At 70.8% G+C, this 24,302-nt stretch carries 25 protein-coding genes; 18 read left to right on the top strand and 7 right to left on the bottom strand.

Annotated features, from left to right (window positions below):
• Nucleotides 1–46: 46 nt before the first annotated feature.
• Nucleotides 47–1,075, bottom strand: coding sequence for an acyl-CoA dehydrogenase family protein (locus OG943_RS01245; protein ID WP_328607794.1), 1,029 nt, complete (start codon nucleotides 1,073–1,075; stop codon nucleotides 47–49).
• A gap of 9 nt (nucleotides 1,076–1,084) precedes the next feature.
• On the bottom strand, nucleotides 1,085–2,266 hold the full coding sequence (locus OG943_RS01250) for an acyl-CoA dehydrogenase family protein (RefSeq protein ID WP_328607795.1): 1,182 nt from the start codon (nucleotides 2,264–2,266) through the stop codon (nucleotides 1,085–1,087).
• A 103-nt stretch (nucleotides 2,267–2,369) separates the two neighbouring features.
• Between OG943_RS01250 and OG943_RS01255 the strand changes: the two genes are divergently transcribed.
• From OG943_RS01255 to OG943_RS01315, 13 genes are all read left to right on the top strand, one after another.
• Nucleotides 2,370–2,561, top strand: coding sequence for a ferredoxin (locus tag OG943_RS01255; RefSeq protein ID WP_328607796.1), 192 nt, complete (start codon nucleotides 2,370–2,372; stop codon nucleotides 2,559–2,561).
• Nucleotides 2,562–2,690: 129 nt separating this feature from the next.
• The gene (locus OG943_RS01260; RefSeq protein WP_328607797.1) at nucleotides 2,691–3,572 is read left to right on the top strand and encodes a 3-oxoacyl-ACP reductase; all 882 of its coding nucleotides are present in this window, start codon (nucleotides 2,691–2,693) and stop codon (nucleotides 3,570–3,572) included.
• Nucleotides 3,573–3,640: 68 nt separating this feature from the next.
• Nucleotides 3,641–4,399: a glucose 1-dehydrogenase gene (locus OG943_RS01265; RefSeq protein ID WP_328607798.1), complete on the top strand. Its 759-nt coding sequence runs from the start codon at nucleotides 3,641–3,643 to the stop codon at nucleotides 4,397–4,399.
• 127 nt (nucleotides 4,400–4,526) lie between these two features.
• On the top strand, nucleotides 4,527–5,318 hold the full coding sequence (locus tag OG943_RS01270) for an MlaE family ABC transporter permease (protein WP_328607799.1): 792 nt from the start codon (nucleotides 4,527–4,529) through the stop codon (nucleotides 5,316–5,318).
• Nucleotides 5,319–6,197, top strand: coding sequence for an MlaE family ABC transporter permease (locus tag OG943_RS01275; RefSeq protein ID WP_328607800.1), 879 nt, complete (start codon nucleotides 5,319–5,321; stop codon nucleotides 6,195–6,197). It begins immediately after the preceding gene.
• Nucleotides 6,194–7,558 (top strand): MCE family protein, encoded by a 1,365-nt coding sequence (locus OG943_RS01280; protein WP_328607801.1) that lies wholly within the window; start codon nucleotides 6,194–6,196, stop codon nucleotides 7,556–7,558. The genes OG943_RS01275 and OG943_RS01280 overlap by 4 nt, the downstream gene beginning before the upstream one ends.
• Nucleotides 7,555–8,592, top strand: a complete 1,038-nt coding sequence (locus OG943_RS01285; protein ID WP_328607802.1) for an MlaD family protein — start codon at nucleotides 7,555–7,557, stop codon at nucleotides 8,590–8,592. The genes OG943_RS01280 and OG943_RS01285 overlap by 4 nt, the downstream gene beginning before the upstream one ends.
• Nucleotides 8,589–9,620, top strand: a complete 1,032-nt coding sequence (locus OG943_RS01290) for an MlaD family protein (RefSeq protein WP_328607803.1) — start codon at nucleotides 8,589–8,591, stop codon at nucleotides 9,618–9,620. The genes OG943_RS01285 and OG943_RS01290 overlap by 4 nt, the downstream gene beginning before the upstream one ends.
• Nucleotides 9,621–9,654: 34 nt before the next feature.
• Nucleotides 9,655–10,851, top strand: coding sequence for an MCE family protein (locus OG943_RS01295; protein ID WP_328607804.1), 1,197 nt, complete (start codon nucleotides 9,655–9,657; stop codon nucleotides 10,849–10,851).
• Nucleotides 10,848–12,029 carry an MCE family protein gene (locus OG943_RS01300; RefSeq protein ID WP_328607805.1) on the top strand — a complete coding sequence of 394 codons (1,182 nt, stop codon included), beginning with the start codon at nucleotides 10,848–10,850 and terminating at the stop codon, nucleotides 12,027–12,029. Before OG943_RS01295 ends, OG943_RS01300 begins: the two co-directional genes overlap by 4 nt.
• Nucleotides 12,026–13,267, top strand: a complete 1,242-nt coding sequence (locus tag OG943_RS01305; protein ID WP_328607806.1) for an MCE family protein — start codon at nucleotides 12,026–12,028, stop codon at nucleotides 13,265–13,267. Before OG943_RS01300 ends, OG943_RS01305 begins: the two co-directional genes overlap by 4 nt.
• Nucleotides 13,267–13,755: a hypothetical protein gene (locus tag OG943_RS01310; RefSeq protein ID WP_328607807.1), complete on the top strand. Its 489-nt coding sequence runs from the start codon at nucleotides 13,267–13,269 to the stop codon at nucleotides 13,753–13,755. The genes OG943_RS01305 and OG943_RS01310 overlap by 1 nt, the downstream gene beginning before the upstream one ends.
• A gap of 14 nt (nucleotides 13,756–13,769) precedes the next feature.
• Nucleotides 13,770–14,264 carry a hypothetical protein gene (locus OG943_RS01315; protein WP_328611961.1) on the top strand — a complete coding sequence of 165 codons (495 nt, stop codon included), beginning with the start codon at nucleotides 13,770–13,772 and terminating at the stop codon, nucleotides 14,262–14,264.
• A gap of 19 nt (nucleotides 14,265–14,283) precedes the next feature.
• Here the strand turns inward: OG943_RS01315 and OG943_RS01320 are convergent, their stop codons facing one another.
• Nucleotides 14,284–15,123: a helix-turn-helix domain-containing GNAT family N-acetyltransferase gene (locus OG943_RS01320; RefSeq protein ID WP_328607808.1), complete on the bottom strand. Its 840-nt coding sequence runs from the start codon at nucleotides 15,121–15,123 to the stop codon at nucleotides 14,284–14,286.
• 101 nt (nucleotides 15,124–15,224) lie between these two features.
• On the opposite strand from OG943_RS01320, the gene OG943_RS01325 reads away from it, so the two are divergent.
• Complete coding sequence (locus tag OG943_RS01325) at nucleotides 15,225–16,589, top strand: FAD-dependent oxidoreductase (RefSeq protein WP_328607809.1); 1,365 nt, start codon at nucleotides 15,225–15,227, stop codon at nucleotides 16,587–16,589.
• Here the strand turns inward: OG943_RS01325 and OG943_RS01330 are convergent.
• The 3 genes from OG943_RS01330 to OG943_RS01340 form a co-directional block, all read right to left on the bottom strand.
• Nucleotides 16,557–17,453, bottom strand: coding sequence for a serine hydrolase (locus tag OG943_RS01330; protein ID WP_328607810.1), 897 nt, complete (start codon nucleotides 17,451–17,453; stop codon nucleotides 16,557–16,559). The genes OG943_RS01325 and OG943_RS01330 overlap by 33 nt on opposite strands.
• 208 nt (nucleotides 17,454–17,661) lie before the next feature.
• Entirely contained in the window at nucleotides 17,662–18,726 is a 1,065-nt protein-coding gene (arsB, locus tag OG943_RS01335) for an ACR3 family arsenite efflux transporter (RefSeq protein ID WP_328607811.1), read from the bottom strand.
• A 28-nt stretch (nucleotides 18,727–18,754) separates the two neighbouring features.
• Nucleotides 18,755–19,171 carry an arsenate reductase ArsC gene (locus tag OG943_RS01340; RefSeq protein ID WP_328607812.1) on the bottom strand — a complete coding sequence of 139 codons (417 nt, stop codon included), beginning with the start codon at nucleotides 19,169–19,171 and terminating at the stop codon, nucleotides 18,755–18,757.
• Between the two features lie 172 nt (nucleotides 19,172–19,343).
• On the opposite strand from OG943_RS01340, the gene OG943_RS01345 reads away from it, so the two are divergent.
• Nucleotides 19,344–19,763 (top strand): ArsR/SmtB family transcription factor, encoded by a 420-nt coding sequence (locus OG943_RS01345; RefSeq protein ID WP_328607813.1) that lies wholly within the window; start codon nucleotides 19,344–19,346, stop codon nucleotides 19,761–19,763.
• 152 nt (nucleotides 19,764–19,915) lie between these two features.
• Nucleotides 19,916–21,319 carry a condensation domain-containing protein gene (locus tag OG943_RS01350; RefSeq protein ID WP_328607814.1) on the top strand — a complete coding sequence of 468 codons (1,404 nt, stop codon included), beginning with the start codon at nucleotides 19,916–19,918 and terminating at the stop codon, nucleotides 21,317–21,319.
• 6 nt (nucleotides 21,320–21,325) lie between these two features.
• On the opposite strand, the gene OG943_RS01355 is transcribed toward OG943_RS01350, so the two are convergent.
• A complete protein-coding gene (locus tag OG943_RS01355; RefSeq protein ID WP_328607815.1) occupies nucleotides 21,326–21,808 on the bottom strand; it encodes a hypothetical protein in 483 nt (160 codons plus the stop codon).
• Nucleotides 21,809–21,877: 69 nt separating this feature from the next.
• Between OG943_RS01355 and OG943_RS01360 the strand changes: the two genes are divergently transcribed.
• Both OG943_RS01360 and OG943_RS01365 read left to right on the top strand, forming a co-directional pair.
• The gene (locus tag OG943_RS01360; protein ID WP_328607816.1) at nucleotides 21,878–23,125 is read left to right on the top strand and encodes an aminotransferase class I/II-fold pyridoxal phosphate-dependent enzyme; all 1,248 of its coding nucleotides are present in this window, start codon (nucleotides 21,878–21,880) and stop codon (nucleotides 23,123–23,125) included.
• Nucleotides 23,126–23,193: 68 nt separating this feature from the next.
• Nucleotides 23,194–24,300 carry an FAD-dependent oxidoreductase gene (locus OG943_RS01365; RefSeq protein WP_328607817.1) on the top strand — a complete coding sequence of 369 codons (1,107 nt, stop codon included), beginning with the start codon at nucleotides 23,194–23,196 and terminating at the stop codon, nucleotides 24,298–24,300.
• Nucleotides 24,301–24,302: the final 2 nt, after the last annotated feature.

The raw sequence follows: 24,302 nt of genomic DNA on the forward strand, positions 1-24,302 counted from the left end.
GGCATATAGGTCCCTCATGGTGGCCTTCAGGGCAGGCGGCGCGGGGTTACTGGGCGAGCAGTGTGCCGAGCGCCAGCAAGTGCTCGGTCGCGCCGCCGCCGGTGAACTCCAGCCGCTTCGCCGCGGCGAAGTAGCGGTGCACGGGGTGCTCGACGTCGATGCCGACGCCGCCGTGGAGGTGGACGGCGGTGTGCGCGACGCGGTGGCCGGCCTCGCTGGCCCAGTACTTCGCGGTGGCCAGCTCGGCGTCCGCGGGCAGCCCTTCCGAGAGCCGCCACGCTGCTTGCCACAGGGTGAGCCGCACGGCCTCGACGTCGAGGTACGCGTCGGCCAGCCGTTGGCGGACGGCCTGGAACCCGCCGAGCACGTGGCCGAACTGCTCGCGCTCGCGGGTGTAGGCCGCCGTCAGTTCCAGCGCGCGCTCCACGACGCCGAGCTGTTGCGCGCAGAGCCCGACGGTTCCGCGCCGTCGCAGCCAGTCCGCGATGTCGCCGAGTGGCACGCCGGGCGCGTCGGTCAGCTCCACCAGGCCCGCGTCCGCGTGGTCGATAGTCCGCTGCGGTGCGATCGAAACGCCAGGCGCGTCCTTCTCGACGATGTACACGCCGCCGGACGCTTCGACGAGCAGCGCGTCCGCGAAGGCCGCGTACGGAACCGCTGTCTGCGTACCGCTAAGGCGTTCGCCGGACGCAGTGAAACCGCCGCCGAGCGCGACCGCCAGCACGGCGGCGCCGCGGACCACCGGCACCAGCCAGCGTTCGACCTGGTCCGGCGGGCCGAACTCGGCGAGCGCGGACGCCGCCTGGACCACCGACGCGAGGTACGGCACCGGTGCGACGGCGCGGCCCACCTCCGTCAGCACCGAGCACTGTTCCAGCAGCCCGAAGCCGCCTCCGCCGACGGCCGACGGCAGTGCCGCGTCGAGCACGCCCGCCTTCGCCAGCACTGTCCACAGTGAAGCGTCGAAGCCGCCGGAGCCGTGTGCTCCCAGTGATTCCGGCGTCACGTGGTCGCCGAGGATCCGCCGGGTGAGCGCGGCCAGGTCTTGCTGCGCCTCCGTGGGGGAGAAGTCCATCAAGGCCTCCTAACGGGTCACGGGCTGGCCGAGCGCGGCCGCCGCGACGATGTCGCGCTGCACCTCGTTCGTGCCGCCGCCGAAGGTGAGGATCAGAGCGGAGCGGTGGAGTCGCTCGATGCGGCCGGCGAGCAGCGCGCCGGGCGAGCCCTCGCGGACGACGGCGCCCGCGCCGAGCACTTCCATCAGCAGCCGGTAGCCCTCGATCGCGAACTCGGTGCCGAACACCTTCGTCGCCGACGCCTCGGCCGGCCCCAGCTCCTTCGCGGCGGCGGCCCAGGCGATCTGCCAGTTGCGCAGCTTCAGGTACTCGGCGTGGGCGTGCACCCGCGCCAGGTGCAGCCGCACCCATTCCGACTCCAGCAACGGGCGGCCGTCGGCGGAGACGGCGGACCGGGCCCACGCCAGCACGTCGTGCAGCGCGGCGCGGATGGGCGCGGCCGAGGTCAGGGCGACGCGCTCGTGGTTGAGCTGGTTGGTGATCAGCGGCCAGCCGGCGTTCTCGTCGGCGACCCGCGAGGTGACGGGCACGCGCACGCCGTCGTAGTAGGTCGCGCTCGTGCCGGGGCCGGCGACGGTGTGCACCTTCGTCCAGGAGAAGCCGGGCGCGGACGTCGGCACGATCAGCATCGACAGGCCCTTGTGCTTGCGCGTGTCCGGGTCCGTGCGCACGGCGAGCCAGACGTAGTCGGCGTACTCGATCAGGCTGGTCCACATCTTCTGCCCGGTGACCACGTACTCGTCGCCGTCGCGTTCGGCGCGCGTGCGCAGCGACGCGAGGTCCGTGCCCGCCTCCGGCTCGGAGTAGCCGATCGAGAAGTGCAGCTCCCCGGCGGCGATCTTCGGCAGGTAGAACGCCTTCTGGTCCGGGGTGCCGAACCGCATGATCGTGGGGCCGATCGTGTTCACCGTCAGGAACGGCACGGGCACCCCCGCGACGGCCGCTTCGTCGGTGAACACCAGCTGTTCGAGCATGGGCCGGTCCTGGCCGCCGTACTCGCGCGGCCAGCCGAGCGCGAGCCAGCCGTCCTTGCCCAACCGGCGGACAATCTCCTTGTACGCCAGGCCATCCCCGTACTCGCCGCCGCCGGCGGACAGGCTCTCGCGGCGCGCCGGCGTCATCAGCTCCGCGAAGTACTCGCGCAGCTCGCCGGCCAGCGCCCGCTGGGCTTCGGTGTGGTCGATCCGCATGTCTCACCTCCGGGCCGCCGCGGGAGCCGTGGTGTGGTGCCGGTCCCCGGCGGTAGGCTAGAACCTGTTCTAGTTGTATCAGGTGTGGCGATCAGGAGGAAGCATGGAGGTCGGCGTCGACCGCTCGCTGTGCGAGGCGAACGCGGTCTGCATCGGGTTCGCGCCGGAGGTCTTCGACCTCGACGACGACGAGGAGCTGGTCATCGCCACTGGCGCGGTGCCCGAAAGTCAAGTAGAACGTGTTTCGCAAGCGGTGACCGGTTGCCCGAAGAATGCCCTGTTCGTGGCCCGTTGATCGGGCCTTGCTAGAAACGAGAACAGATTCTAGTCTGGGTCCCATCAAGCAGGCTTCGACGAGGAGGCTCGCGGTGAGAGTAGCCGTGGTGGACGCGATCGGTGACGTCAGTCGGGTGGTGACGGTCAATTGAGCCTCGACACACGCGTGGCCATCGTTACGGGCGCCGGCGCGGGACTCGGCCGGGCGGAGGCACTGGCGCTGGCCCGTGAAGGCGCGGCCGTGGTGGTCAACGACGTCAGCGGCGCCGAAGCCGTCGTCGACGAGATCGAGGCCGGCGGTGGGAAGGCGCTCGCGGTGGCGGGCGACGTCTCCGAGTCCGCGACCGCCGACGCGCTGCTGGCCGCCGCCGTGGACCACTTCGGCAGCCTCGACATCCTGGTCAACAACGCGGGTGTGCTGCGCGACCGGATGCTCTTCTCGATGGCCGACGAGGAGTGGGACAAGGTCATCTCCGTGCACCTGCGCGGTCACTTTCTGTTGTCCCGGCACGCCGCGCGGTACTGGCGCGACAAGTCCAAGGCCGACGGGGGACCGGTTTACGGGCGGCTGGTGAACACCGCCTCGGAGGCGTTCCTCATCGGCTCGCCCGGCCAGCCCAACTACGCCGCCGCGAAGGCCGGGATCGCCGCGCTCACCGTCTCGGCCGCGCGCGGGCTCGCGAAGTACGGCGTGTGCGCGAACGCGATCTGCCCCCGTGCGCGCACGGCGATGACGGCCGACGTCTTCGGCGACGCGCCGGGGGAGGGTGTCGACCCGTTGTCGGTCGAGCACGTCGCGCCGTTCGTCGCGTTTCTCGCTTCGCCGGCGGCGGAGAAGGTGAACGGCCAGGTGTTCGTGGTGCACGGCGGCATGGTCGCGCTGCTGCGCCCGCCTTCGGTCGAGCAGCGGTTCGACACCGTGAACGGGGTCTGGACCACCGGCGAGCTGGCGGACAGCGTCGGCGCCCACTTCGCCGAGCGTGACCCGGAACGGATGTTCGCCGCCACGGAAATCCTCGCCCTGCCCTGAGAAGCGCACTGCCGTGAGAACCGACGTGAAGACCGTACTCGACTGCAACTCGACGAGGAGTTGATCTGATGGGCCGGCTCGAAGGCAAGGTCGCGCTGGTCACGGGCGGCGCGCGGGGCCAGGGCGAGGCGGCCGTCCGCGCGTTCGTGGCCGAGGGCGCGCGCGTACTGGTCGCCGACCTGCTCGACGACGAGGGCGAGAAGCTCGCCGCCGACCTCGGTGACGCCGCCGTGTTCCAGCACCTCGACGTCGGCGACGAGGACGGCTGGGTGACGGCCGTCGCGCGCGTCCAGGCCGAGTTCGGGCCGCCGACGGTGCTGGTCAACAACGCCGGTGTACTGCACTTTTCCGAGCTGGCGCGCACCACGCTGGCCGATTACGAGCGCGTGATCCGGATAAACCAGATCGGGGCGTTTCTCGGCATGCGCTCGGTCGTTGAACCCATGACCGGGGCCGGTGGCGGCTCCATCGTGAATGTGTCCTCTGTGGAGGGTCTGGCCGGAATGCCGTTCCTCGTCGCGTACACCGCGAGCAAGTTCGCGATCCGCGGGATGACCAAGGTCGCCGCGCTGGAGCTGGGCGCGCGCGGCATCCGGGTGAACTCCGTCCACCCCGGCATGATCGACACGAAGATGGTCTCCGAAGCGGCCGGCACGGATGTCGACGTGTCGTGGGTCGGCAAGAAGGTCGCGCTCGGCCGGGTCGGCCGGCCGGACGAGATCGCGAAGCTGCTCGTGTTCCTCGCGAGCGACGAAAGCTCCTATTCCACGGGCAGCGAGTTCGTGGCCGACGGCGGGGCCACCGCCACACACGCGTTGAAGGTCTGAGCGGTGGAAGCACGGGCAGGCGGCTGGATGGACTAGTCCAGGCGATCGAGACGCAGTAGTGAACACCGCTAACGGAACTCGGGCAGCGGCGATGGACAAGACTCGGGGCTGACTACTGGGAGGTGCGGTGGGCGAGAGCGGCTCGATCACCCTCCCGGGCACCGCGGCGCTGACCCAGGTCGGCCGGCTCGCCACGCTGTCCTGGGAGGTGCTGCGGGCGATCTTCCGGCGTCCGTTCCAGTTTCGCGAATGGATCCAGCAGTGCTGGTTCTTCGCCAGCGTCACGATCCTGCCGACGGCGCTGGTCGCCATCCCGTTCGGGGCCGTGATCGCGCTCCAGCTCGGTTCGCTGACCGCGCAGATCGGCGCGCAGTCGTTCACCGGCGCGGCCAGCGCGCTCGCCATCGTGCAGCAGGCGAGCCCGCTGATCACGGCGCTGCTGGTGGCCGGCGCGGGCGGGAGCGCGGTCTGTGCCGACATCGGCGCGCGCAAGATCCGCGAAGAGATCGACGCGATGGAAGTGCTCGGGGTCAACCCGATCCAGCGCATCGTCGTGCCGCGGGTGCTCGCCGCGATCGTGGTGGCGGTGCTGCTCAACGGCCTGGTCAGCGTGGTCGGCGTGCTCGGCGGCTACTTCTTCAACGTGGTGCTGCAGGGCGGCACCCCCGGCGCGTACCTGGCCAGCTTCAACGCGCTGGCCCAGGTGCCCGACCTGTGGGTCAGCGAGATCAAGGCGTTCCTCTACGGCTTCGTCGCCGGGGTGGTGGCCGCCTACCGCGGGCTGAACCCGGCGGGCGGGCCGAAGGGCGTGGGCGACGCGGTGAACCAGGCCGTGGTGATCACGTTCCTGTTGCTGTTCCTCATCAACGTCGTGCTGACCGCGATCTACCTCAAGATCGTGCCGCCGAAGGCGCTGTAGATGACCGCCGAACCGATCGACGCGACCCCAGCGCCGCCAGCGCCCCCGGTGTCCGACCGGACGCTGGAGATCATCGCGCGCCCCGGTGCCAGCCTGGAAGGACTGGGCCGGCAGCTTTCCTTCTACGGCCGCGCGCTCGCCTGGTCCCCGCGCACGATCCGCCGCTACGGCCGCGAGACCACCCGGCTGCTGACCGAAGTCTGCTTCGGCACCGGCGGGCTCGCGGTGATCGGCGGGACGCTCGGCGTGATGATCGGCATGACGCTGTTCACCGGGCTCATCGTCGGCCTGCAGGGCTATTCGGCGCTGAACCAGCTCGGCACCGCCGCGCTCACCGGCTTCATTTCGGCCTACTTCAACACCCGCGAGGTCGCGCCGCTCTCGGCCGGGCTCGCGCTTTCGGCCACGGTCGGCTGCGGTTTCACCGCGCAGCTCGGCGCGATGCGGATCTCCGAGGAGATCGACGCGCTCGAGGTGATGGCCGTGCCGAGCCTGCCGTACCTGGTCACCACACGGGTGCTGGCCGGTGTCACTGCGGTGATCCCGTTGTACGCGGTGGGCCTGCTGTCCTCGTACCTCGCTTCGCGGCAGATCACCATCTGGCTCTACGGCCAGTCCGCCGGCACCTACGACCACTACTTCACGCTGTTCTTGCCGGCGGAGGACGTGCTCTGGTCGTTCGCCAAGGTGATCGTGTTCAGCGTGCTGGTGATCCTGTCCCATTGCTATTACGGCTACACCGCGGAGGGCGGCCCCGCGGGGGTCGGCGTCGCGGTGGGCCGCGCGGTGCGGACGTCGATCGTGCTGATCTCGGTGCTCGACTTCTTCCTCAGCCTGGCGATCTGGGGCGCCAACACCACGGTGAGGATCTCCGGATGAGCACGCGGCGCGCGGTGGTGAAACGCCTCAAGCACCAGTTGCTGGGGCTGATCTTCCTTGTGGTCGCGGCGCTGTTCTTCGCCACCACGATCGCGCTCTACCAGAAGGTGTTCACCCCGGTCACGCTGGTGAAGCTGGAAACCGACCACGTCGGCAGCCAGCTGCGCACGGGCGGCGACGTGAAGGTGCGCGGGCTGCTCGTCGGCGAGATCCGTTCGGTGCAGTCGAAAGGTGACCACGCGGAGCTGGAACTGGCGCTGCAGCCGGACAAGATCGACGTGATCCCGGCCAACGTCTCGGCGCGGCTGCTGCCGAAGACGCTGTTCGGCGAGCGCTACGTCGCGCTCCAGCTGCCGGACAAGCCGGGCCCGCACATCGCAGCGGGCGACGTGATCCCGCAGGACCGCAGCAGCACCGCGATCGAGATGGAGCAGGTGCTCGACGACGTCATGCCGCTGCTGCAGGCGGTACAGCCGGAGAAGCTGGCGAGCACGCTCACCGCCGTGTCGACCGCGCTGGACGGCCGGGGCAAGGAACTCGGGCAGACGCTCACGCAGGTCTCGGACTACCTCGGCAAGCTCAACCCCTCGCTGCCCGACCTCAAGGCCGACATCACCGGGCTGGCGAACGTCTCGGACATCTACGACAAGGCGGCGCCGGACCTGCTCGACGCGCTGGCCGACCTGACCACCACGAGCCGCACCGTCGTGGAGAAGCAGCAGGGACTGTCCGATCTGTACGCGACGGTCACGAACGCGTCCGCGGACCTCACCAGCTTCCTGGAAGTCAACAAGGACAACCTGATCCGGCTCACCACCGCGGTGCAGCCGACGCTCGACGTGCTCGCCGAGTACGCGCCCGAGTACCCGTGCCTGCTCCGCCAGCTGGCGGAGTCCGTGCCGCGGGCCGAGCTGGCGTTCGGCAAGGGCACGGCGCACCCGGAGGTCAGCCGCGTGACCATCGAGTTCTCGGCCAGCCGCGGCAAGTACCTGCCCGGCGTGGACGAGCCGAAGTACGACGACAAGCGCGGCCCGCGCTGTTACCCGGAGGTGCCGAAGCCCGGCCACTGGCCGCAGTACCCGCCGGACGGCGCGATCCAGGACGGCTCCAGCAAGCCCCCGCCGCCGCACGTGCCCGACGAGACGCTGCCGGGGGAGATCACCTCGGGCGCGATCCCGTCCGGCAGTGGGGGGTCGGGCGGCGCGCCCGCAGCGCCGTCGGTGGTCGGCTCGACCGACGAGGACAACTTGATCAACCTGCTCGCCTCGCCGGCCCTCGGCACTTCGCCCGACCAGGTGCCGGGCTGGGCGAGCCTGCTCGTCGGGCCGCTCTACCGCGGGGCGGAGGTGGAGCTGAAATGAGGTCGTTCGTCCCCGCGCTGGTGAAGATCGGCATCTTCGCCGTGGTCACCATCCTGCTCACCGGGATCCTCGCGGCCACCATCGCCAACACCAACTTCGGCACGACGTCGGGCTACGTCGCGAAGTTCACCGACGCGTCCGGCCTGCAGCCGGGTGACGACGTGCGCATCTCGGGCGTCAAGGTCGGGCAGGTCGGCGAGATCGGCGTTGTCGAAGGAGACCAGAACCTCGCCGAGGTGCACTTCGCCGTCGACGCCGCGTACAAGCTGCCCGAGCTGGCGACGGCCACGATCAAGTACCGCAACCTCGTCGGCCAGCGGTACCTCGCGCTTGGCACGGACGTCGGCGGGGGCGGCGCGCTGCCGGACGGCGGGGTCATCCCGACCGAGCGGACGAAGCCCGCGCTCAACCTCACCGTGCTGTTCAACGGGTTCAAGCCGCTGTTCAAGGCGCTGGACCCGAAGGAGATCAACCAGCTCTCGGCCGAGATCGTCCAGGTCTTCCAGGGCGAGGGCGGCACGATCACCAGCCTGCTCCAGCACACCGCGTCGATCACCGCCTCGATCGCGGGCAAGGACAAGGTGATCGGCGAGGTGATCGACAACCTCAACCAGGTGCTCAGCACGGTCAACGCGCGCGGCCCGCAGCTCGGCGACCTGATCGACCAGACCCAGCGGCTGGTCAGCGGGCTGGCCGCGCAACGGCAGCCGATCGGCGAGGCCGTCGGCGCGCTGGGCGACCTGACCACGGCGACGTCCGGGCTGCTCGCCGACGCGCGGCCGGCGGTCAAGGACGACGTCGCGCAGCTGGGCACGCTGTCGAAGAACCTCGGCGACTCGGACCAGCTGCTCGACCACCTGCTGCAGGTGCTGCCGGGCAACCTGGAGAAGTTCACCCGGACCCTGAGCTACGGCAGCTGGTTCAACTACTACCTGTGCGGGATCGAGGGCAAGATCGGCATCTCGTCGCTGGACGTGACGCTGCCGGTCATCCCGATCCCGACGACCGAGCGCGCGGCGAGGTGTGGCCCGTGAAACCCCTGAAGCAACGCAACCAGGCGGCGGTCGGCGCGGTGACGCTGGTGCTGATCCTGCTCGTCACCGCGGTCACCTACTTCTCCGACAGCATCCCGATGTTCGGCAACGGCACCACCTACTCCGCGTACTTCGCCGAGGCCGCCGGGCTCGCGCCGGACAACGAGGTGGAGGTGGCCGGGGTCAAGGTCGGCCAGGTGACCTCCGTCGAGCTGGGGCGCAAGCAGGTCCTGGTGAAGTTCCGGGTCAAGGGCACCCGGGTCGGCGACGCGTCCACGGCGTCGATCGAGATCAAGACGCTGCTGGGGGAGAAGTACCTGGCGCTCGTGCCGAAGGGCGGCGGCACCCAGGACCCGGACGCCACCATCCCGGTCAACCGCACCCGCACGCCGTTCGAGCTGCAGGACGCGTTCAACCAGCTGTCCACGACCGTCGGCGACATCGACACGAAGCAGCTCGCGGACAGCTTCACCGCGTTGTCCGACTCGCTCAAGGACAGCCCGCAGTACCTCAAGGACACGCTTTCCGGCCTTTCGTCGTTGTCCCAGACGGTGTCCTCTCGCGACGCGGACCTGCACACGCTGCTGGCCAACACGGGCGCGGTGTCCAAGACGCTGTCCGACCGCAACGCCCAGCTGCAGCAGGTGATCAGCGACGGCAACCTGCTGCTGGGCGAGCTGCAGCGGCGCCGTGAGCAGATCAGCACGCTGCTCACCGGGACGCAGCAGATTTCGCAGCAGCTGTCCGGGCTCGTCGAGGACAACCGCACGCAGCTCAAGCCCACGCTGGACGCGCTGGGGAAGGTGACCGATGTGCTGCAGCGCAACCAGGGCAACCTCGACCGCGGGCTGGCGCTGATGGCGCCGTTCGCGCGGGTCGGCGCGAACGCCACAGGCAACGGCCGCTGGTTCGAGGGCTACCTGTGCGGCCTGCTGCCGCCGACGATCACCGCGGCCGGGCTGTCCATCAACCCCGAGGGCTGCACCCCGCCGATCGCGGCGCCGAACCAGGGGGTGGGGGGACGATGACCACCGCCGACGTACTTCTTCCCGCGGAGGCGGCATGACGCTGCAGACCCGTAACGGCCGTAATCTGGTGACCTGGCTGGCTTTCGGCTGTGTGGCAGCACTTCTGCTCACCGCCGGGCTGTGGCTGGTGCTGCGGGACACCGGCGGCACGAAGCTTTCGGCGTACTTCGGCAAGACCGTCGGGCTGTACTCCGGATCGTCGGTGCGTGTGCTGGGCGTCCCGGTCGGCCAGGTCACCGACGTGACACCGGCGGGCGACGCGGTCCGGGTCGACATGCGGGTGGACGGCGACGTGCCGATCCCCGCGGCCGTCGGCGCCGTGGTGGTCGCGCCCAGCCTGGTCAGCGACCGTTACGTGCAGCTGACCCCGTCGTACGACAGCGGCCCGACGCTGGCGAGCGGGACCGTGCTGGCGAGGGACAAGACCGCGACGCCGGTCGAGCTGGACGACCTGTACGCGAGCCTGGACAAGCTGTCCACCGCGCTCGGCCCGGACGGGGCGAACAAGAACGGCGCCCTGTCCGACGTGCTGGACACGGCGGCCGCGAACCTCAAGGGCAACGGCGCGAACCTCAACTCGACCGTCGGACGGCTGGCCGACCTGGCCGGCACGCTGAACGACTCGAAGGACGACCTGTTCTCCACCGTGCAGAACCTGGACTCGTTCACCTCGGCGCTCGCGCAGAGCGACAGCCAGCTCAACGAGTTCTACCAGCGCGTGGCCGACGTGAGCGGGTTCCTCGCCGACGATTCCAGCGAGGTCGGGAAGGCGCTGTCCTCCTTGGCTTCCTCGCTCGGTGACGTGCAGCAGTTCGTGGCCGACAACAAGTCCGGCCTGGAGTCCAATGTGGGCAAACTGGCGTCGCTGACCAAGGTGCTGGTGGACCAGCGGGCCGCGCTCGCCGAGGTGCTCGACATCGCGCCCACCGGCGCGACGAACTTCATCAACTCCTACGACGCGGCCTCGGGCACCATCGCGGTGCGCGACAACCTCAACGAGATCACCAACCCGCCGATCCTCACCGTCTGCCGGCTGATCAGCGCGGGCACGCCGAAACAGGTGCCGGACGCGCTCGGCAACATCTGCAAGCAGCTCGCGCCGGTGCTCGACGGCGCGCTGAAGCTGCCGACCGTGCCGCAGGTGCTGAACTCGCTGCAGAACGGGCAGCTGCCGCCGTTGCCCCTGCCGCTGACCGACGTGCTGACGCAGCTTTCCGGCGGTGGCAAGTGAAGCGCGTGAAGCAGCGGCTGGCCGGCGTGCTCGCGGGGGTGCTCGTGCTCGCCGGCTGCAGCGACGGCGGCTTCTCCGGGCTGTACTCCACGCCGCTGCCGGGCGGGCCCGACCTCGGCGACCACCCGTACCACGTCACGGCGCTGTTCACCGACGTGCTCGACCTGGTGCCGCAGTCGAGCGTGAAGGTCAACGACGTCGCCGTCGGCCGCGTCGACCGCATCACGCTCACGCCGGACACGAAGGCCGCGCTCGTCGCGATGACTGTGAACGGCGACATTTCGTTGCCCGCCAACGCACACGCGGAGCTACGGCAATCGAGCCTGCTGGGCGAGAAGTTCGTGGAGCTGAGCGAGCCGAGCGCGGAGAAGCCGGCCGGGCACCTCGCCGACGGCGCGCAGATCCCGCTCGGGCGCACCAACCGCAACCCCGAGATCGAGGAGGTACTGGGCGCGCTTTCGCTGCTGCTCAACGGCGGCGGCGTCGACCAGATCCAGAACATCAGCCACGAGCTGAACGACGCGCTGGCGGGCAACGAGCCGCAGATGCGCGCGCTGCTGTCCCGGGTGGACGATCTCGCGACCCAGCTCGACGGGCACAAGGCCGAGATCCTGCGCGCGATCGACGGGCTCGGCAAGCTGTCGCACACCCTCACCGGGCAGACGCAGAACCTCACCACGGCGCTGGACAACCTGGCGCCAGGGCTGAAGATCCTGGCCGATCAGCGCGACCAGCTGGTGGGCATGCTGAACGCGTTGAACAAGCTGTCCGGCGTCGCGGTGGACACCGTGAACCGCAGCCGCGACCAGCTCGTCGCGAACCTCAAGGCGCTGGAGCCGACGCTGCAGAAGCTCGGCGAGGCGGGCAAGAACCTGCCGACGGCGTTGCAGATCCTGCTCACCTACCCGTTCCCGGACTACGCGGGCAACACGATCAAGGGCGACTACGCGAACGTCGACGCGACCATCGACCTCGACCTGGACAAGCTGGTGCAGAACTTCACCAACTCGTCGCAGCCGCCGATCCAGCTGCCGTCGCTCGGCCTCGGCACGGGCACCGGGACCGGCCCGGACTCATCGTCGCCGCTGCCGTTGCCGACCACCGCGCCGACCGGCAAGAACCAGGGCGGCGTCCTCGGCGGCCTGCTGGGCACGCTGCTCGGGGGTGGGGCCGGATGACCAGCCGGAAGACGCGGATCCAGCTCATCGTTTTTGTCGTGATCGCACTGGTTTCGGTGGCGTACGCGGGCGGGCACTACGCGGGCCTCGACCGGTTCTTCGGCTCGCGGGGCTACCAGGTGACCGTGCAGCTCGCCGACTCCGGCGGGGTCTTCGTCAACTCCGAGGTCGCCTACCGCGGGGTGACGGTGGGCCGGGTGTCGTCGATGACGCTGACCGGCCACGGCGTCGACGTGCACCTCGACCTCGACTCGGGCGGCCCGGACATCCCCGCCGGCCTGCACGCGCAGGTGGCGGACCGGTCGGCGGTGGGGGAGCAGTTCGTGGACCTGCTGCCGGACCACGACGCGGGCCCGTACCTGCACGACGGCTCGGTGATCACGCAGGACCGGACGTCGCTGCCCGCGTCGCCGGACTCCGTGCTGACCCACCTCGACAACCTGGTCGCCAGCGTGCACCCGGACTCGCTGAAGACGGTCGTGGACGAGACCTACGACGCGTTCGCGGGCACCGGGCCGCAGCTGCAGAAGCTGTTGGACAGCACGAGTTCGCTGACCGCGACGGCGGCCCAGTACATCCCGCAGACCCAGGGGCTGCTGGCGAACTCGCGGACGGTGTTCGCCACGCAGGAGCGGCAGGCGGCGAACATCACCTCGTTCGCGGGCGGGCTGAAGACGATCACGGCGCAGCTCAAGGCGTCGGACCCGGACCTGCGCAAGGTGATCGACGAGGCGCCGCAGCTGAGCCGGCAGATCAGCGACGTGCTCGCCACGTCGGGCACCGACCTCGGCGTGCTGTTCGCGAACACGCTGACCACCGCGCAGATCACCTCGGCCCGCACGGACGCGATCGAGGAGCTGCTCGTGGCGTACCCGGTGATCGGCGCGTTCTCGCCGACGACCTCGCCGGATGGCACCGGCCACCTCGGCGTGGTGTTCAACTTCTTCGACCCGGCTTCGTGCACGAAGGGCTACCAGGGCACGAAGGAGCGCCCTGCCAACGACACCAGCGAAGCGCCGGTGAACATGAACGCCTACTGCGCCGAGCCGCCGGGCAGCCCGACCGGCGTACGCGGCTCGCAGAACGCGCCGTACGCGGGCAAGCCGCCCGCCATCCCCGCGGCGCCCCAGGCGTCGGCGCAGACCCCGGCCCCGGACGCGAACCAGCTGCCCGGCCTGCTGAGCCTGCTGGGCAAGCCGGCGCAGGGCGGCCTCGGGGCGCTGCTGGGCGGCTCCTGATGGCGACCCGGCTGCTCGGGGTGGTCGCGGCGCTGGCCGTGCTCGCCGCCGCCTGGTTCGGCTGGTCCTGGTGGCAGGCCGCGCACGACGACTCGCTGGCCCGCGGCCGTGACCGCGACGCGGTGCTGGCCGCCGCGAGCACCGAGCTGGTCGCGTTGAACACCATCGACTACCGCACCGGCACGGCCGACGTCGACCGGTGGATCGACTCCGCCACCGGACAGTACGGCCACGACCTCTCCGGCGACCGGCAGCTGCAGATCGACCGCGCGACGAGCACCAAGACCGTGTCGACGGCGTCGCTCGTCCAGGCCGCCGTGACGGAGCTGGACCCGGCGGCGGGCACGGCGCGGCTGATCGCGGTCCTCGACGTCCGGGTCGGCACGGCCGGCGCCGCGCCCGTGCCGAAGCAGTCCCGGCTCACGGTGGACTTCGCGCGCGTCGGTGACACCTGGAAGGTCGGCGCGGTGCAGGCGGTGGGTTCGTGAAGGGCGGTGGGCTCGTGAAGGTGCGCTCGCGGCCGATCGTCGCGGCCGTCGCGGTGGTGGCGCTGGCGTGCGCGGTGTGGTTCGCCGTGCAGGCCTCGGCCTTGCAGCCGGAGGACAACGCGGCGCTGGTCGACCAGCCCGCCACGGCCGAGCTGTGCGACCAGGTGAGCGCGGGCGTGAAGGCCGTTTTCTCCTACGACTACGGCGATCTCGACCGGACTACCCGCGCCGCCGCCGGCGTGCTCACCGGCGCCGCCGTGGACCAGTACCGGACGCAGTTCGCCGCGGCGGGCAAGCGCGCCGCGGCCGCGAAACTGATCCGCACCACCACGATCCGCTCCATCGGCGTCCGCACTCTCCACGGCGACGACGCGTCGCTGCTGCTCTTCCTCGACCAGCAGACCATCACCCCGGGCGGCGGGGCGCCGCAGTCGGCGGTCGCGCAGCTCGGCGTCACCGCCCACCGCGCCGACGGGTTGTGGAAGATCACCGGCCTGGACGCGCTTTAGCCGGGTGAGTCTTGCCTGCTCAGCTGACGGGGCTGCGGCGTTCGAGGAAGACGGTGTCGTGCCAGCTGCCGTCGCGTTGGGCGATGCGTTCGCGGATGCCGACGGTGCGGTAGCCGGCGGCGTGGTGCAGGGCGAGGCTGGCGCGGTTCTCGGTGAAGACCGACGTCTGCAGGGTCCACAGGCCGGCGTCGTCGGCGGCCATGACCTGCTTGCGCAGCAAGGCATTCCCGACGCCGCGGCCACGCTGGTCTTCGGCGACGTAGACGGAGGTTTCGGCGACGCCGGCGTAACAGTCGCGTGTGGACACACGGCTGGACGCGGTCCAGCCGACCACTTCGCCGTCGCGTTCGGCGACCCAGCGGTGCCCGGGGAGCCATTTCGCGTCCAGACTCGCCCTGGTCGGGACAGTGGTTTCGAACGTCGCGACGCCGGTGGCGATGCCCTCGCTGTAGATGCGCCGCACCGTGGCCCAGTCGTCCGTCGCCAACGCCCGGACGGTGACGTCTTCGGGCACGTCGTCCGGGCAGCAGGGACGCGGGGCGAGCAGGCCCATCACGGCGTCGGCGGCGTGCGGCAGCCCAGCGCAGCAGGCCTCGTTGACGGTGACGACGGTGGCGGTGCCGACCTTCCGCAGGCGCACGAACCCGACGTCGGCGAGCTTGCGCACGTGGTGGGAGGTGGTGGACTGGCTCGTGCCGAGGATCTCGGTCAGCGCGCCGACGGTGATGCCCTGGGGGCTGGTCGCGACGGCGTGCAGCAGCCGGACCCGGACCGGCTCGGCGAGGCAGGCGAACCAGTCCGCGTACGTCGTGGCGTCCGCGGTGGGCAGGATCTGGGCCTGGGGCAACGCGATCGGCATGCCGCCCAGTATATCGATCCGAATCGATGGTTGTTTTCATCGATCCTGATCGATACTGTCACCTTCGATGGATCGATCCGGATCGATGGAAGGTGCCTGGGATGAGCGAGCTGCCTGTGGTGGTGGTCGGCGCGGGCCCGGTGGGTCTCGCCGCGGCTGCGCACCTGCTGGAGCGTGGTCTGGAACCGCTGGTGCTGGAACGCGGTGACCGGGCGGGGGCCGCGGTGGCGCAGTGGAATCACGTGCGGCTGTTCTCTTCCTGGTCGGAGCTGATCGACCCGGCGGCCGGGCGGCTGCTCGACCCGACGGGCTGGACCCGGCCCGACGGTGCCGGCTATCCGACTGGACGGGAGTGGGCGGAGTCGTACCTGCGGCCGCTCGCGGTGGCGCTGGGCGCGCGGGTCCGGTTCGGCGCCGAGGTGGTCGGGGTCGCGCGGCGTGGCCGGGACAGGGTGGTCGACAGCGGCCGCGACGACGAGCCGTTCTCGGTGCACATCCGGACCGCCGACGGTGCCGAGGAGCGGGTCCTGGCCCGGGCGGTGATCGACGCGTCCGGTACCTGGACCACGCCGAATCCGCTCGGTGGCGAGGGCCTGCCTGCGATCGGCGAACGTGGTGCCACGGAACGGATTTCGTATCGCGTACCGGATCTGGCCGACGCCGCGACCCGGGCCCGGTATGCGGGCAAGCACGTGGTCGTCGCGGGGAGTGGGCATTCGGCGTTGACCGCGCTGGTCGCGTTGTCCGGCCTGGCGGGGACGCGGATCAGCTGGGTGTTGCGCCGTGGCGGCGTCGGAAACACCTTTGGTGGCGGCGATGCCGACCAGTTGCCGGCCCGGGGTGCGCTGGGGTTGCGCGCGAAGGCGGCGGTGGAGGCCGGGCTGATCACCGTGGTGACCGGGTTCCGTGCCGAAGCCGTTGAGCGTGACGGCGACGGCCGGCTGACGCTGCTCTCCTCGGCCGGGCAGCGGCTGGACGGCGTCGACGACGTGGTTGTCCTGACCGGGTTCCGTCCCGAACTCGGGTGGCTTTCGGAGATCCGTCTCGAGCTGGACCCGACGTTGCAGGCGCCGGTGCGGCTGGCGCCGCTGGTCGACCCGAACGTCCACTCCTGCGGCACCGTCTACCCGCACGGCGCGAAGGAACTCGCCCACCCGGAGCAGAACTTCTTCCTGGCCGGGATGAAGAGCTACGGCCGGGCGCCGACCTTCCTCGCGCAGACCGGCTACGAGCAGGTCCGCAGCATCGCCGCCGCGCTGGCCGGGGACCACGAGGCCGCCGCCCGCGTCGAGCTGGCCATGGCCGAGACCGGGGTGTGCGGCGGCTCCGGCCTGTTCGATGAGCCAGGCCCGGAGGCCGGTGGGTGCTGCGGTGGTGAACCGGGCCGCCTGGCCGAGTCGTTCCCGGTCAGGACGGCACCGATGATCCTCGCGTCAGAGCCGAAGGGTGCCGCGGGCGGCAAGTGAGCCCTTCAACGCGCCGGTGGCGGTGGTGAGCGCCGTGGTCGCGGTGGTCCAGTCGATGTCGTCGTCCCAGGAGGCCATCACCGCGACGGCGAAGGTCCGGGACCCGGTCCGGACCAGGCCCGTGGTGTTGAGCACCCGCCGGCCCTCGGAGCTGCCCCAGCCCTGCTTCACCGCCCAGTCCACGCCGGGGAACGCGCGCGGGATCCCGAAGTGCTGGTCGAAACCGTCGGCGGCGTTACGCGGGGCGCTTTCCATCGCCTCGGTGACGAAGTCGTGTTGCTCCTCGGGCAGTCCCGCGGTGATGTGCCGGTAGACCGTGATGACGTCGCTGGGCGACATCTGGGTGGAGCCCCATTGGCCGGTGTCGGCCGGCGGCGAGGTGTGCGCGAGCCCCAGCTTCTTGGCCTGCCGCCGGACGATCGCCGGCCCGCCTTGCTGTTGCCACAGGCGGCTGGCGACGTGATCGTCGCTGGCCGCGAGCATGCGGCGGAGGTCCGCCCCTTCACTGCCCGAGGGCACCCCGGAGCTGTCCATCAGGTCGAGCGCGATGAGCAGCTTCACCACGGACGCGGTGGGCTGCGCCTGATCGGCCTTCCAGCTCACCGTTACCGCGCACGTGTCCAGATCGACGACCTCGAGCTCGAGGCGGGGGTCGTTCCCGTTGCTCAGCAACGCTTTCCTGGCATCGGCGATGGCACTCGCGTGCTTGTCCGCCGCCTCGGCCGGAGCCGAGCTGCACCCGGCGTGCCAGCGATCGCTGCCGGATTCGCCGCTGTTCAGGGCGATCGCGGCCAGCAGGCCGCCCACCACGATGAGCACGGCGATCCCCACGAGCACCTTCGTCTGTCCGAACTGCTTCAGCAACGGTCTACCTCCGTCGGAAACGCGAGTAGACAGAAGCTATTCAGAACGGGCATCGCGGGTATCGGCCGACGAGCCGGTGCATTCCGGCCACCCGGTGGGCAACCTCGCCGGACCGGGCGCTTTTATCGGCCGGATGGCCGATCCCCCGCGATCTCGGCCCGTGCTAATCCGAAATCGGCGGTGAGCAGGCCGGCCGAAGGCGCCACCATCATCCCGGTGTTTTGTCGACCCAGTGCTTGCGCAGCCACAGGCTCACGTAGACGAGCCCGACGAGCACCGGGACCTCGATCAGCGGGCCGACCACCCCGGCCAGTGCCTGGCCCGACGTCACCCCGAACACGCCGATCGCGACGGCGATCGCGAGCTCGAAGTTGTTGCCCGCGGCGGTGAACGCCAACGTCGTGGACCGCGGGTAGGACAACCCCGAAGCCCGGCCCAGCAGGTAGCCGCCGCCCCACATGATCGCGAAGTACGCCAGCAGCGGCAGCGCGATCCGGGCCACGTCCAGCGGCCGGGAAGTGATGGTGTCGCCCTGCAGTGCGAAGAGCATGACGATGGTGAACAGCAGCCCGTACAACGCGACCGGCCCTACTTTGGGCAGGTACTTGCTTTCGTACCACTGCCGTCCCTTGACACGTTCCCCGATCCGGCGCGACAGGTAACCGGCCGCGAGCGGGATCCCGAGGAAGATCACCACCGACAGCGCGATCTCCCAGGGCGAGAAGCTGACGCTGGCGGTGTCGAGGCCGAGCCACCCGGGCAGCAGGTCGAGATAGAACCAGCCGAGCACGCCGAACATGACCACCTGGAACACCGAGTTCAGCGCGACCAGCACGGCGGCGGCTTCGCGGTCACCGCGGGCGAGGTCGTTCCAGATGATCACCATCGCGATGCAGCGCGCCAGCCCGACGATGATCAGCCCGGTCCGGTACTCGGGCAGGTCCGGCAGCAGCAGCCACGCGAGCGCGAACATCAGCGCCGGGCCGAGGATCCAGTTCAGCACGAGCGAGAGCACCATGGTGCGCTTGTCGCGGGTGACGGTGCCGAGCTTGTCGTAGCGGACCTTCGCCAGCACCGGGTACATCATCAGCAGCAGCCCCAGTGCGATCGGCAGGGACACCTGGCCGATCTTCACCGCGTCCAGCCCGGTCTGCAGCCCGGGCACGACACTGCCCAGCAGCAGCCCGGCCGCCATCGCGACGATGATCCACACCGGCAGGAACCGGTCCAGGAACGAGAGTTCGCGCAGCACCTCGGCATCGGTCCGGGTCACGGGCGTTGCCTCCTGGCGAGGATCGGGATCATCGGGACGCGGCGGGGTCGAGCAGTTCGGCGAGCAGGCCCCGGACCCGGCGGTCGATCTCATCGCGGATCGGGCGCACGGCCTCGACGCCCTGCCCGGCGGGGTCGTCCAACGGCCAGTCCAGGTACCGCTTGCCGGGGAAGACCGGGCAGGCGTCGCCGCAGCCCATGGTGATCACGACGTCGGCGGCCTCGATGTCGCCGGTGGCGAGCTTGCTGGGGACCTCAGCGGTGATGTCCAGGCCCCATTCGGCGAGCGCCTGCGCGGCCGCCGGGTTGACCTGGTCCGCGGGCTCGGAGCCGGCGGAGCGCACGGCGACGCGGCCGAGGGCGTGGTGCTGCAGCAACGCGGCGGCCAGCTGCGAACGGCCGGCGTTGTGCACGCACACGAACAGCACCTCCGGAGTGCGGGTCACAGCAGAAGTCCTTTCACCAGAAGCGAAAACGCGGGGTACGGGAGTCAGTCGCGGAGTTCGCCGAGCAGCTGGATCGAACTCTGTCGATGCAAGTGAACGCTTTGGATCGATGTTTGTCAATCCAGCAGGTACTATCGTGAGCACGTACGCCGGGATCGACCGAGGAGGACGGATGACGACCGCGCACGGCCACACCCGCCGGGAGCCGATCGCGGTGACGCTGCTGCTCGCCGAACCCGCCGCGGTCGTCGCGGGGGATGCGGCCGAGTCGGCGGCGAAGCTGTTCAAGGCCCTGTCCGACCCGGTCCGGATCCGGCTCGTGTCGCTGATCCGCTGCTCGCCCGGTGGCGAGGCCTGCTTCTGCGACCTCGCCGAGGACTTCGCCATGCCCCAGCCCACGCTCAGCCACCACCTGCGGGTGCTCGTCACCGCCGGCATCCTCACCCGCGAGCGCCGCGGCACCTGGAGCTGGTACCGCCTCGTCCCCGAATCCCTCGGCGAACTCGAAACGCTGCTCCGCGCCGGCGGCCCGCTCGCCGACCGGCCCGCCCCGCTGACCGGCGCCGACCGCGACCGCGACAGCCGCCGCTGAACTCGCTTCCGGCCGGCACTCTTTCCGGCTGACACCGCGGCCCACAGTGCGGCCCGCGCTGCGGCCCGCGCTGCGGCCCGCGCTGCGGGGTGATACCACTGGTGGCGCATTCGCATCAGCTATCGAGTCAGAATCCTGAGGAACAGTATTTCATGCGGCAATTCCCCCTCGAAGAACTGGAGACTTCCCCGGGTTCGGTCGTCCAATGGCGGCCGCGGATTCGTCCGGACGCCGTTTCCGGCCGTTCGGGAGAACGGGCTTCGTTCAACCAGGCCAAGCACTATTCGAGCATTCGGGGATCGCGGCTGGCCGGCGACCCGCTGGCGTCCTGGCTGGCCGTGACCTTCGAGGTCGAAGGCGAGCCGGACCTCGCCGCGCTCGAGGCCGCGGTGCTGCTGCTGGTGCGGCGGCACGAGGTGCTGCGCTGCGAGTTCGAGCGGCTCGCCGGGGACCTCTCCTGCGCGGTCCACGGGGCCGACGACATCGAGCTTTCCCGGGTGGAGCGGGGGTTCTTCGCCTCGAGCACGGAGCTGCTGGGGTTCCTCGGGGACGAGTTCCGCCGGGGCATCGACACCCTGGCGTGGCCGCTGTGCATGGCGGGCGCCGTGGTGCGGCCGGGCGCCCCGGCCACGGTGTACCTGGCGTTCGACCACATCGTCTCGGACGGGATGTCGATGCTCTACGTCATCGACGAGGTCCAGCGCGCCTATCGCGCGTACTCCCGCGGCGAAGAACCCGATTTGGCCGAAGCCGGCGGTTATGTGGACTTCGCCCGGGATCAGCGTGACCGTTACCTGGAAATCGGTGCCGACGACCACCGGCTGGCGCATTGGCGGCGGTTCGCCGAGAACAACGGCGGGGTCTTCCCGCGATTCTCACCGGACCTCGGCGTCGAGCCGGGGCGCACCTATCCGGTGCTCAGCGAGGCGGGGCAGCTGCTCGACGCCGAGGAGACCGCCGCGTTCGAAGCCGCCTGCCGGGCCGAGGGCGGCCGGCTGTTCATGGGCCTGCTCGCGACCGTGGGCACAACGCTGCGCGAGGAGGGCGGCCGGGAGGTCTACCGCGGGCTGATGCCGGTGAGCGAGCGGGACCGGACGGGGCGGCAGAGCGCGATCGGCTGGTTCGTCAACACCCTGCCGATAGAGTTCCCGGTGTCCGCGGGCCTCGATTTCGGCGGGCTGGTCCGCGGCGTCCGCGATGCCTTCGAGGAGATGATGCGGCACGCCGAGGTGCCGTTCGTGCGGGTGTGGGAGCTGCTCGCGCCGGAGCATTTCGACCGGCATTCCTGGCCGTACCCGGTCAATTTCTTCTCCTACATCGACACCCGCAAATTCCCCGGCGCCGAGTCCCACCCGGGCTGGAAGCCGGCTTTGCACGTGTGGGCCTCGCGGTCCAACGGCGCGAATTCCTGGTTCGTGCGCGACGCGGCGGGCCTGCATTTCAACTCGCTCTACGCGAGCACCCCGCGGGCACGGGCGGTGATGGCCGGGATCCACGAGACGCTCCGGCGCACTTTGCGGGAAATGGCCGCCGCCGGCCTGGTCTCCGCGCGCTGACCGGAGCTAGCCGTCCCAGACCCCGGCGCCCTGGCGCACCACGGTGACCGGCGCCGGGGCCGCGGACGGCCACAGGTCGAGGACGTACCGGAAGTGCGCGCCGTACTCGAAGTCGTTCCACTCCGCGTCCGGCGGATCACTCTCCACATAGGACACCCGGACGCGGTAGCGCCCCGGCGCGGCGGGCAGGTGGTGCTCCTGGCCCGGGTAGTCCGTGGGGCCGGCGACGGTGAGGGTGCCGCCGCGGACCTCCAGGTCGGCCTCGACCACGTGCTCCGCGCCGTCCGGGACGGCGGGCCGCGCGGCGTGCACCGAGACCGCCGCCTCGACCAGGTCCGAGCGCGCCGTGGCGACGGCCAGGGCGAACGGCTCGACCGCGATCCGGTGGGAGGTCACCGCTTCACCGGTCCACCCGCCGTCACCCGGCACCCAGGCCGAGGTGTCACGCACCGAGAACTGACGCTGGTCGGCATGAACCACTAGACGCACGGGCCCACGTTAGACCCTGGACAGGGGGTCATCGGAAATGATAGAGACGCGCGGTTTAGCGTAATGTCCATGACCACTGCTCCCGTCGACGTCGACACCGCCCGCCGTGACTACGCGGCGCTCGTCGACCGCGGCCTCTCCCTGGACATCACCCGCGGCAAGCCGTCCCCCCGGCAGCTGGACCTCTCCGCGGACCTGCTCACGCTGCCGAACGGCCAGTACAAGGCCGAAGACGGCACGGACACCCGCAACTACGGCGGCGGCGCCAAGGGCCTGCCGGAGCTGCGCCGCGCGTTCGCCGAGGCCTTGCAGGTCCCCGTCGAGCAGCTGCTCGCCGTCGGCAATTCGAGCCTCGAGCTGATGCACGACGCCGTGGTGCAGTCGCTGCTCAGCGTGCTGCCGGGCGGCGAGCGCCGCTGGGCCGACGAGCCGCGCGTCGCGATGCTCTGCCCGGTCCCGGGTTACGACCGGCACTTCCACCTCGCCCAGCGGTTCGGTATCGAGCTGATCCAGGTGCCGATGACCGAGGCCGGCCCGGACATGGACCTCGTCGAGCGGCTCGTCGCCGAGGACGCCGGGATCAAGGGCATCTGGTGCGTGCCGAAGTACTCGAACCCGACCGGCGTCACGTTCTCCGACGACACCGTGCGCCGCCTCGCGGGCATGACCACCGCGGCGCCGGACTTCCGGATCTTCTGGGACAACGCCTACGCCGTGCACCACCTCACCGAGGAAGAGCCGGCGCTGGCCGACGTGCTCGCGCTGTGCGCCGAGGCGGGCAACGCGGACCGCGCGTTCGTCTTCGGCTCCACCTCGAAGATCACCCTCGCCGGGTCCGGCGTCGGGTTCTTCGGCGCGTCGGCGGCCAACATCGCGTGGTGGTCCGGCCTGGCCGCCAAGCGCACGATCGGCCCGGACAAGGTGAACCAGCTGCGGCACGCGCTGTTCCTCGCCGACGCCGAGGGCGTGCGCGCCCACATGCGCAAGCACGCGGCGATCCTGGCGCCGAAGTTCGCCGCGGTGGACCGCATCCTGACCGAGGAGCTGGGCGACTCGGGCCTGGCCACCTGGACGCGGCCGGCCGGCGGGTACTTCATCACGCTGACCGCGCCCGAGGGCACCGCCAAGGAGATCGTGCGGCTGGCCAAGGAGGCGGGCGTCGCGCTGACCCCGGCCGGCGCGACCCACCCGTACGGCGACGACCCGGCCGACGCGACCATCCGCATCGCCCCGTCGTTCCCGGAGATCGGCGAGCTGGAAGAGGCCGTCCGCGGCCTGGTGGTCTGCCTGCGGCTCGCGGTCGCCGAGCGCGCCTGACCCGGATCCGGGCCGCCACCGTTTCGGTAGGGTCGGCGGCGGCACGGATTGTCTCAGAGGGGTTAGTGATGCGGGTTCTCGTCGCCGGCGGCGGCATCTCGGGCACGGTCACGGCGATGGCGCTGCACCGCGCCGGGCACGAGGCAGTGGTCTTCGAGGCGTACCCGTCCGGCGGAGCGGACGCGGGCGCGTTCCTCACCGTGATGCACAACGGCATGGACGCCCTGCGCGCGATCGAGGCCGACGGCCCGGTGGTCGACGCGTCGTTCGCCGCGCTCGGCGTCGAGGTGGTCGCGCCCGACGGCGGCACCGCGGGTCCCCAGGAATTCGACGACACCGGGCGGGACGGCCCGCGCACGCTCACCCGCGCCACTTTTTACCGTGTGCTGCAAGAAGAAGCGGGCCGTCGCGGCATCACCGTGACGCACGGGCGCCGGCTGGTCTCGGCCGAGACGGGCCCGGAGGGGGTAGTCGCCACCTTCGACGACGGCTCCGTCGAGTCCGGTGATGTGCTGGTCGGCGCCGACGGCCTGCACTCGGTGGTCCGCACCCTGATCGACCCGGACGCCGGCGAGCCGCGGTTCACCGGCCTCACCGTCGTCTACGGCTACACCCGCGCCGACAGCTTTCCCGCCGCCCCGGGCGTCTACCGGATGATCCGCGGCAGCCGCGCCGGTTTCGGCTACACCACGGCGCCGGACGGCGCCACGTTCTGGTTCGCCCGCATCCAGGAAGCCGAGCGGCCCCGCGACGAGATCGCGGCGGTGACCCCGGCGCAGTGGCGCGAGTTCGCGCACGAGAAGTTCGCCGGCGATCCGCTGCCGTGCGCCGACATCATCGCGGCCACCGGCGACGAGGTCTTCGGCGGCCACTCCTACGACGTGCCGACCACCCGGCTCTGGTCCACCGGGCGGATGGTGCTGGTCGGCGACGCGGCCCACGCGGCGTCCCCGTCGGCCGGGCAGGGCGCGTCGATGGCGCTGGAGGACAGCGTGGTGCTCGCCCTGTGCCTGCGGGACCAGCCGGACGCGCCCTCGGCCTTCGCCGCGTACGAGCGGTTGCGCCGCACCCGCGTGGAGAAACTGGTGGCCGCGAGCGCGGGCCAGGACGTCGGCGAGGAGCGCGGCTGGGTCTACCACCACCACATCGACTGGAACGCGCGGATCACTTCCTGATT

It is taken from the genome of Amycolatopsis sp. NBC_00345, assembly GCF_036116635.1.
Taxonomy (GTDB): Bacteria; Actinomycetota; Actinomycetes; order Mycobacteriales; family Pseudonocardiaceae; genus Amycolatopsis.

Bases quoted from the DNA above. Each gene is read 5' to 3' on its own strand.
- OG943_RS01245 (WP_328607794.1), bottom strand. From the start codon at position 1,075: ATGGACTTCTCCCCCACGGAGGCGCAGCAAGACCTGGCCGCGCTCACC.
- OG943_RS01250 (WP_328607795.1), bottom strand. From the start codon at position 2,266: ATGCGGATCGACCACACCGAAGCCCAGCGGGCGCTGGCCGGCGAGCTG.
- OG943_RS01255 (WP_328607796.1), top strand. From the start codon at position 2,370: ATGGAGGTCGGCGTCGACCGCTCGCTGTGCGAGGCGAACGCGGTCTGC.
- OG943_RS01265 (WP_328607798.1), top strand. From the start codon at position 3,641: ATGGGCCGGCTCGAAGGCAAGGTCGCGCTGGTCACGGGCGGCGCGCGG.
- OG943_RS01275 (WP_328607800.1), top strand. From the start codon at position 5,319: ATGACCGCCGAACCGATCGACGCGACCCCAGCGCCGCCAGCGCCCCCG.
- OG943_RS01280 (WP_328607801.1), top strand. From the start codon at position 6,194: ATGAGCACGCGGCGCGCGGTGGTGAAACGCCTCAAGCACCAGTTGCTG.
- OG943_RS01285 (WP_328607802.1), top strand. From the start codon at position 7,555: ATGAGGTCGTTCGTCCCCGCGCTGGTGAAGATCGGCATCTTCGCCGTG.
- OG943_RS01295 (WP_328607804.1), top strand. From the start codon at position 9,655: ATGACGCTGCAGACCCGTAACGGCCGTAATCTGGTGACCTGGCTGGCT.
- OG943_RS01305 (WP_328607806.1), top strand. From the start codon at position 12,026: ATGACCAGCCGGAAGACGCGGATCCAGCTCATCGTTTTTGTCGTGATC.
- OG943_RS01310 (WP_328607807.1), top strand. From the start codon at position 13,267: ATGGCGACCCGGCTGCTCGGGGTGGTCGCGGCGCTGGCCGTGCTCGCC.
- OG943_RS01320 (WP_328607808.1), bottom strand. From the start codon at position 15,123: ATGCCGATCGCGTTGCCCCAGGCCCAGATCCTGCCCACCGCGGACGCC.
- OG943_RS01325 (WP_328607809.1), top strand. From the start codon at position 15,225: ATGAGCGAGCTGCCTGTGGTGGTGGTCGGCGCGGGCCCGGTGGGTCTC.
- OG943_RS01345 (WP_328607813.1), top strand. From the start codon at position 19,344: ATGACGACCGCGCACGGCCACACCCGCCGGGAGCCGATCGCGGTGACG.
- OG943_RS01350 (WP_328607814.1), top strand. From the start codon at position 19,916: ATGCGGCAATTCCCCCTCGAAGAACTGGAGACTTCCCCGGGTTCGGTC.
- OG943_RS01360 (WP_328607816.1), top strand. From the start codon at position 21,878: ATGACCACTGCTCCCGTCGACGTCGACACCGCCCGCCGTGACTACGCG.
- OG943_RS01365 (WP_328607817.1), top strand. From the start codon at position 23,194: ATGCGGGTTCTCGTCGCCGGCGGCGGCATCTCGGGCACGGTCACGGCG.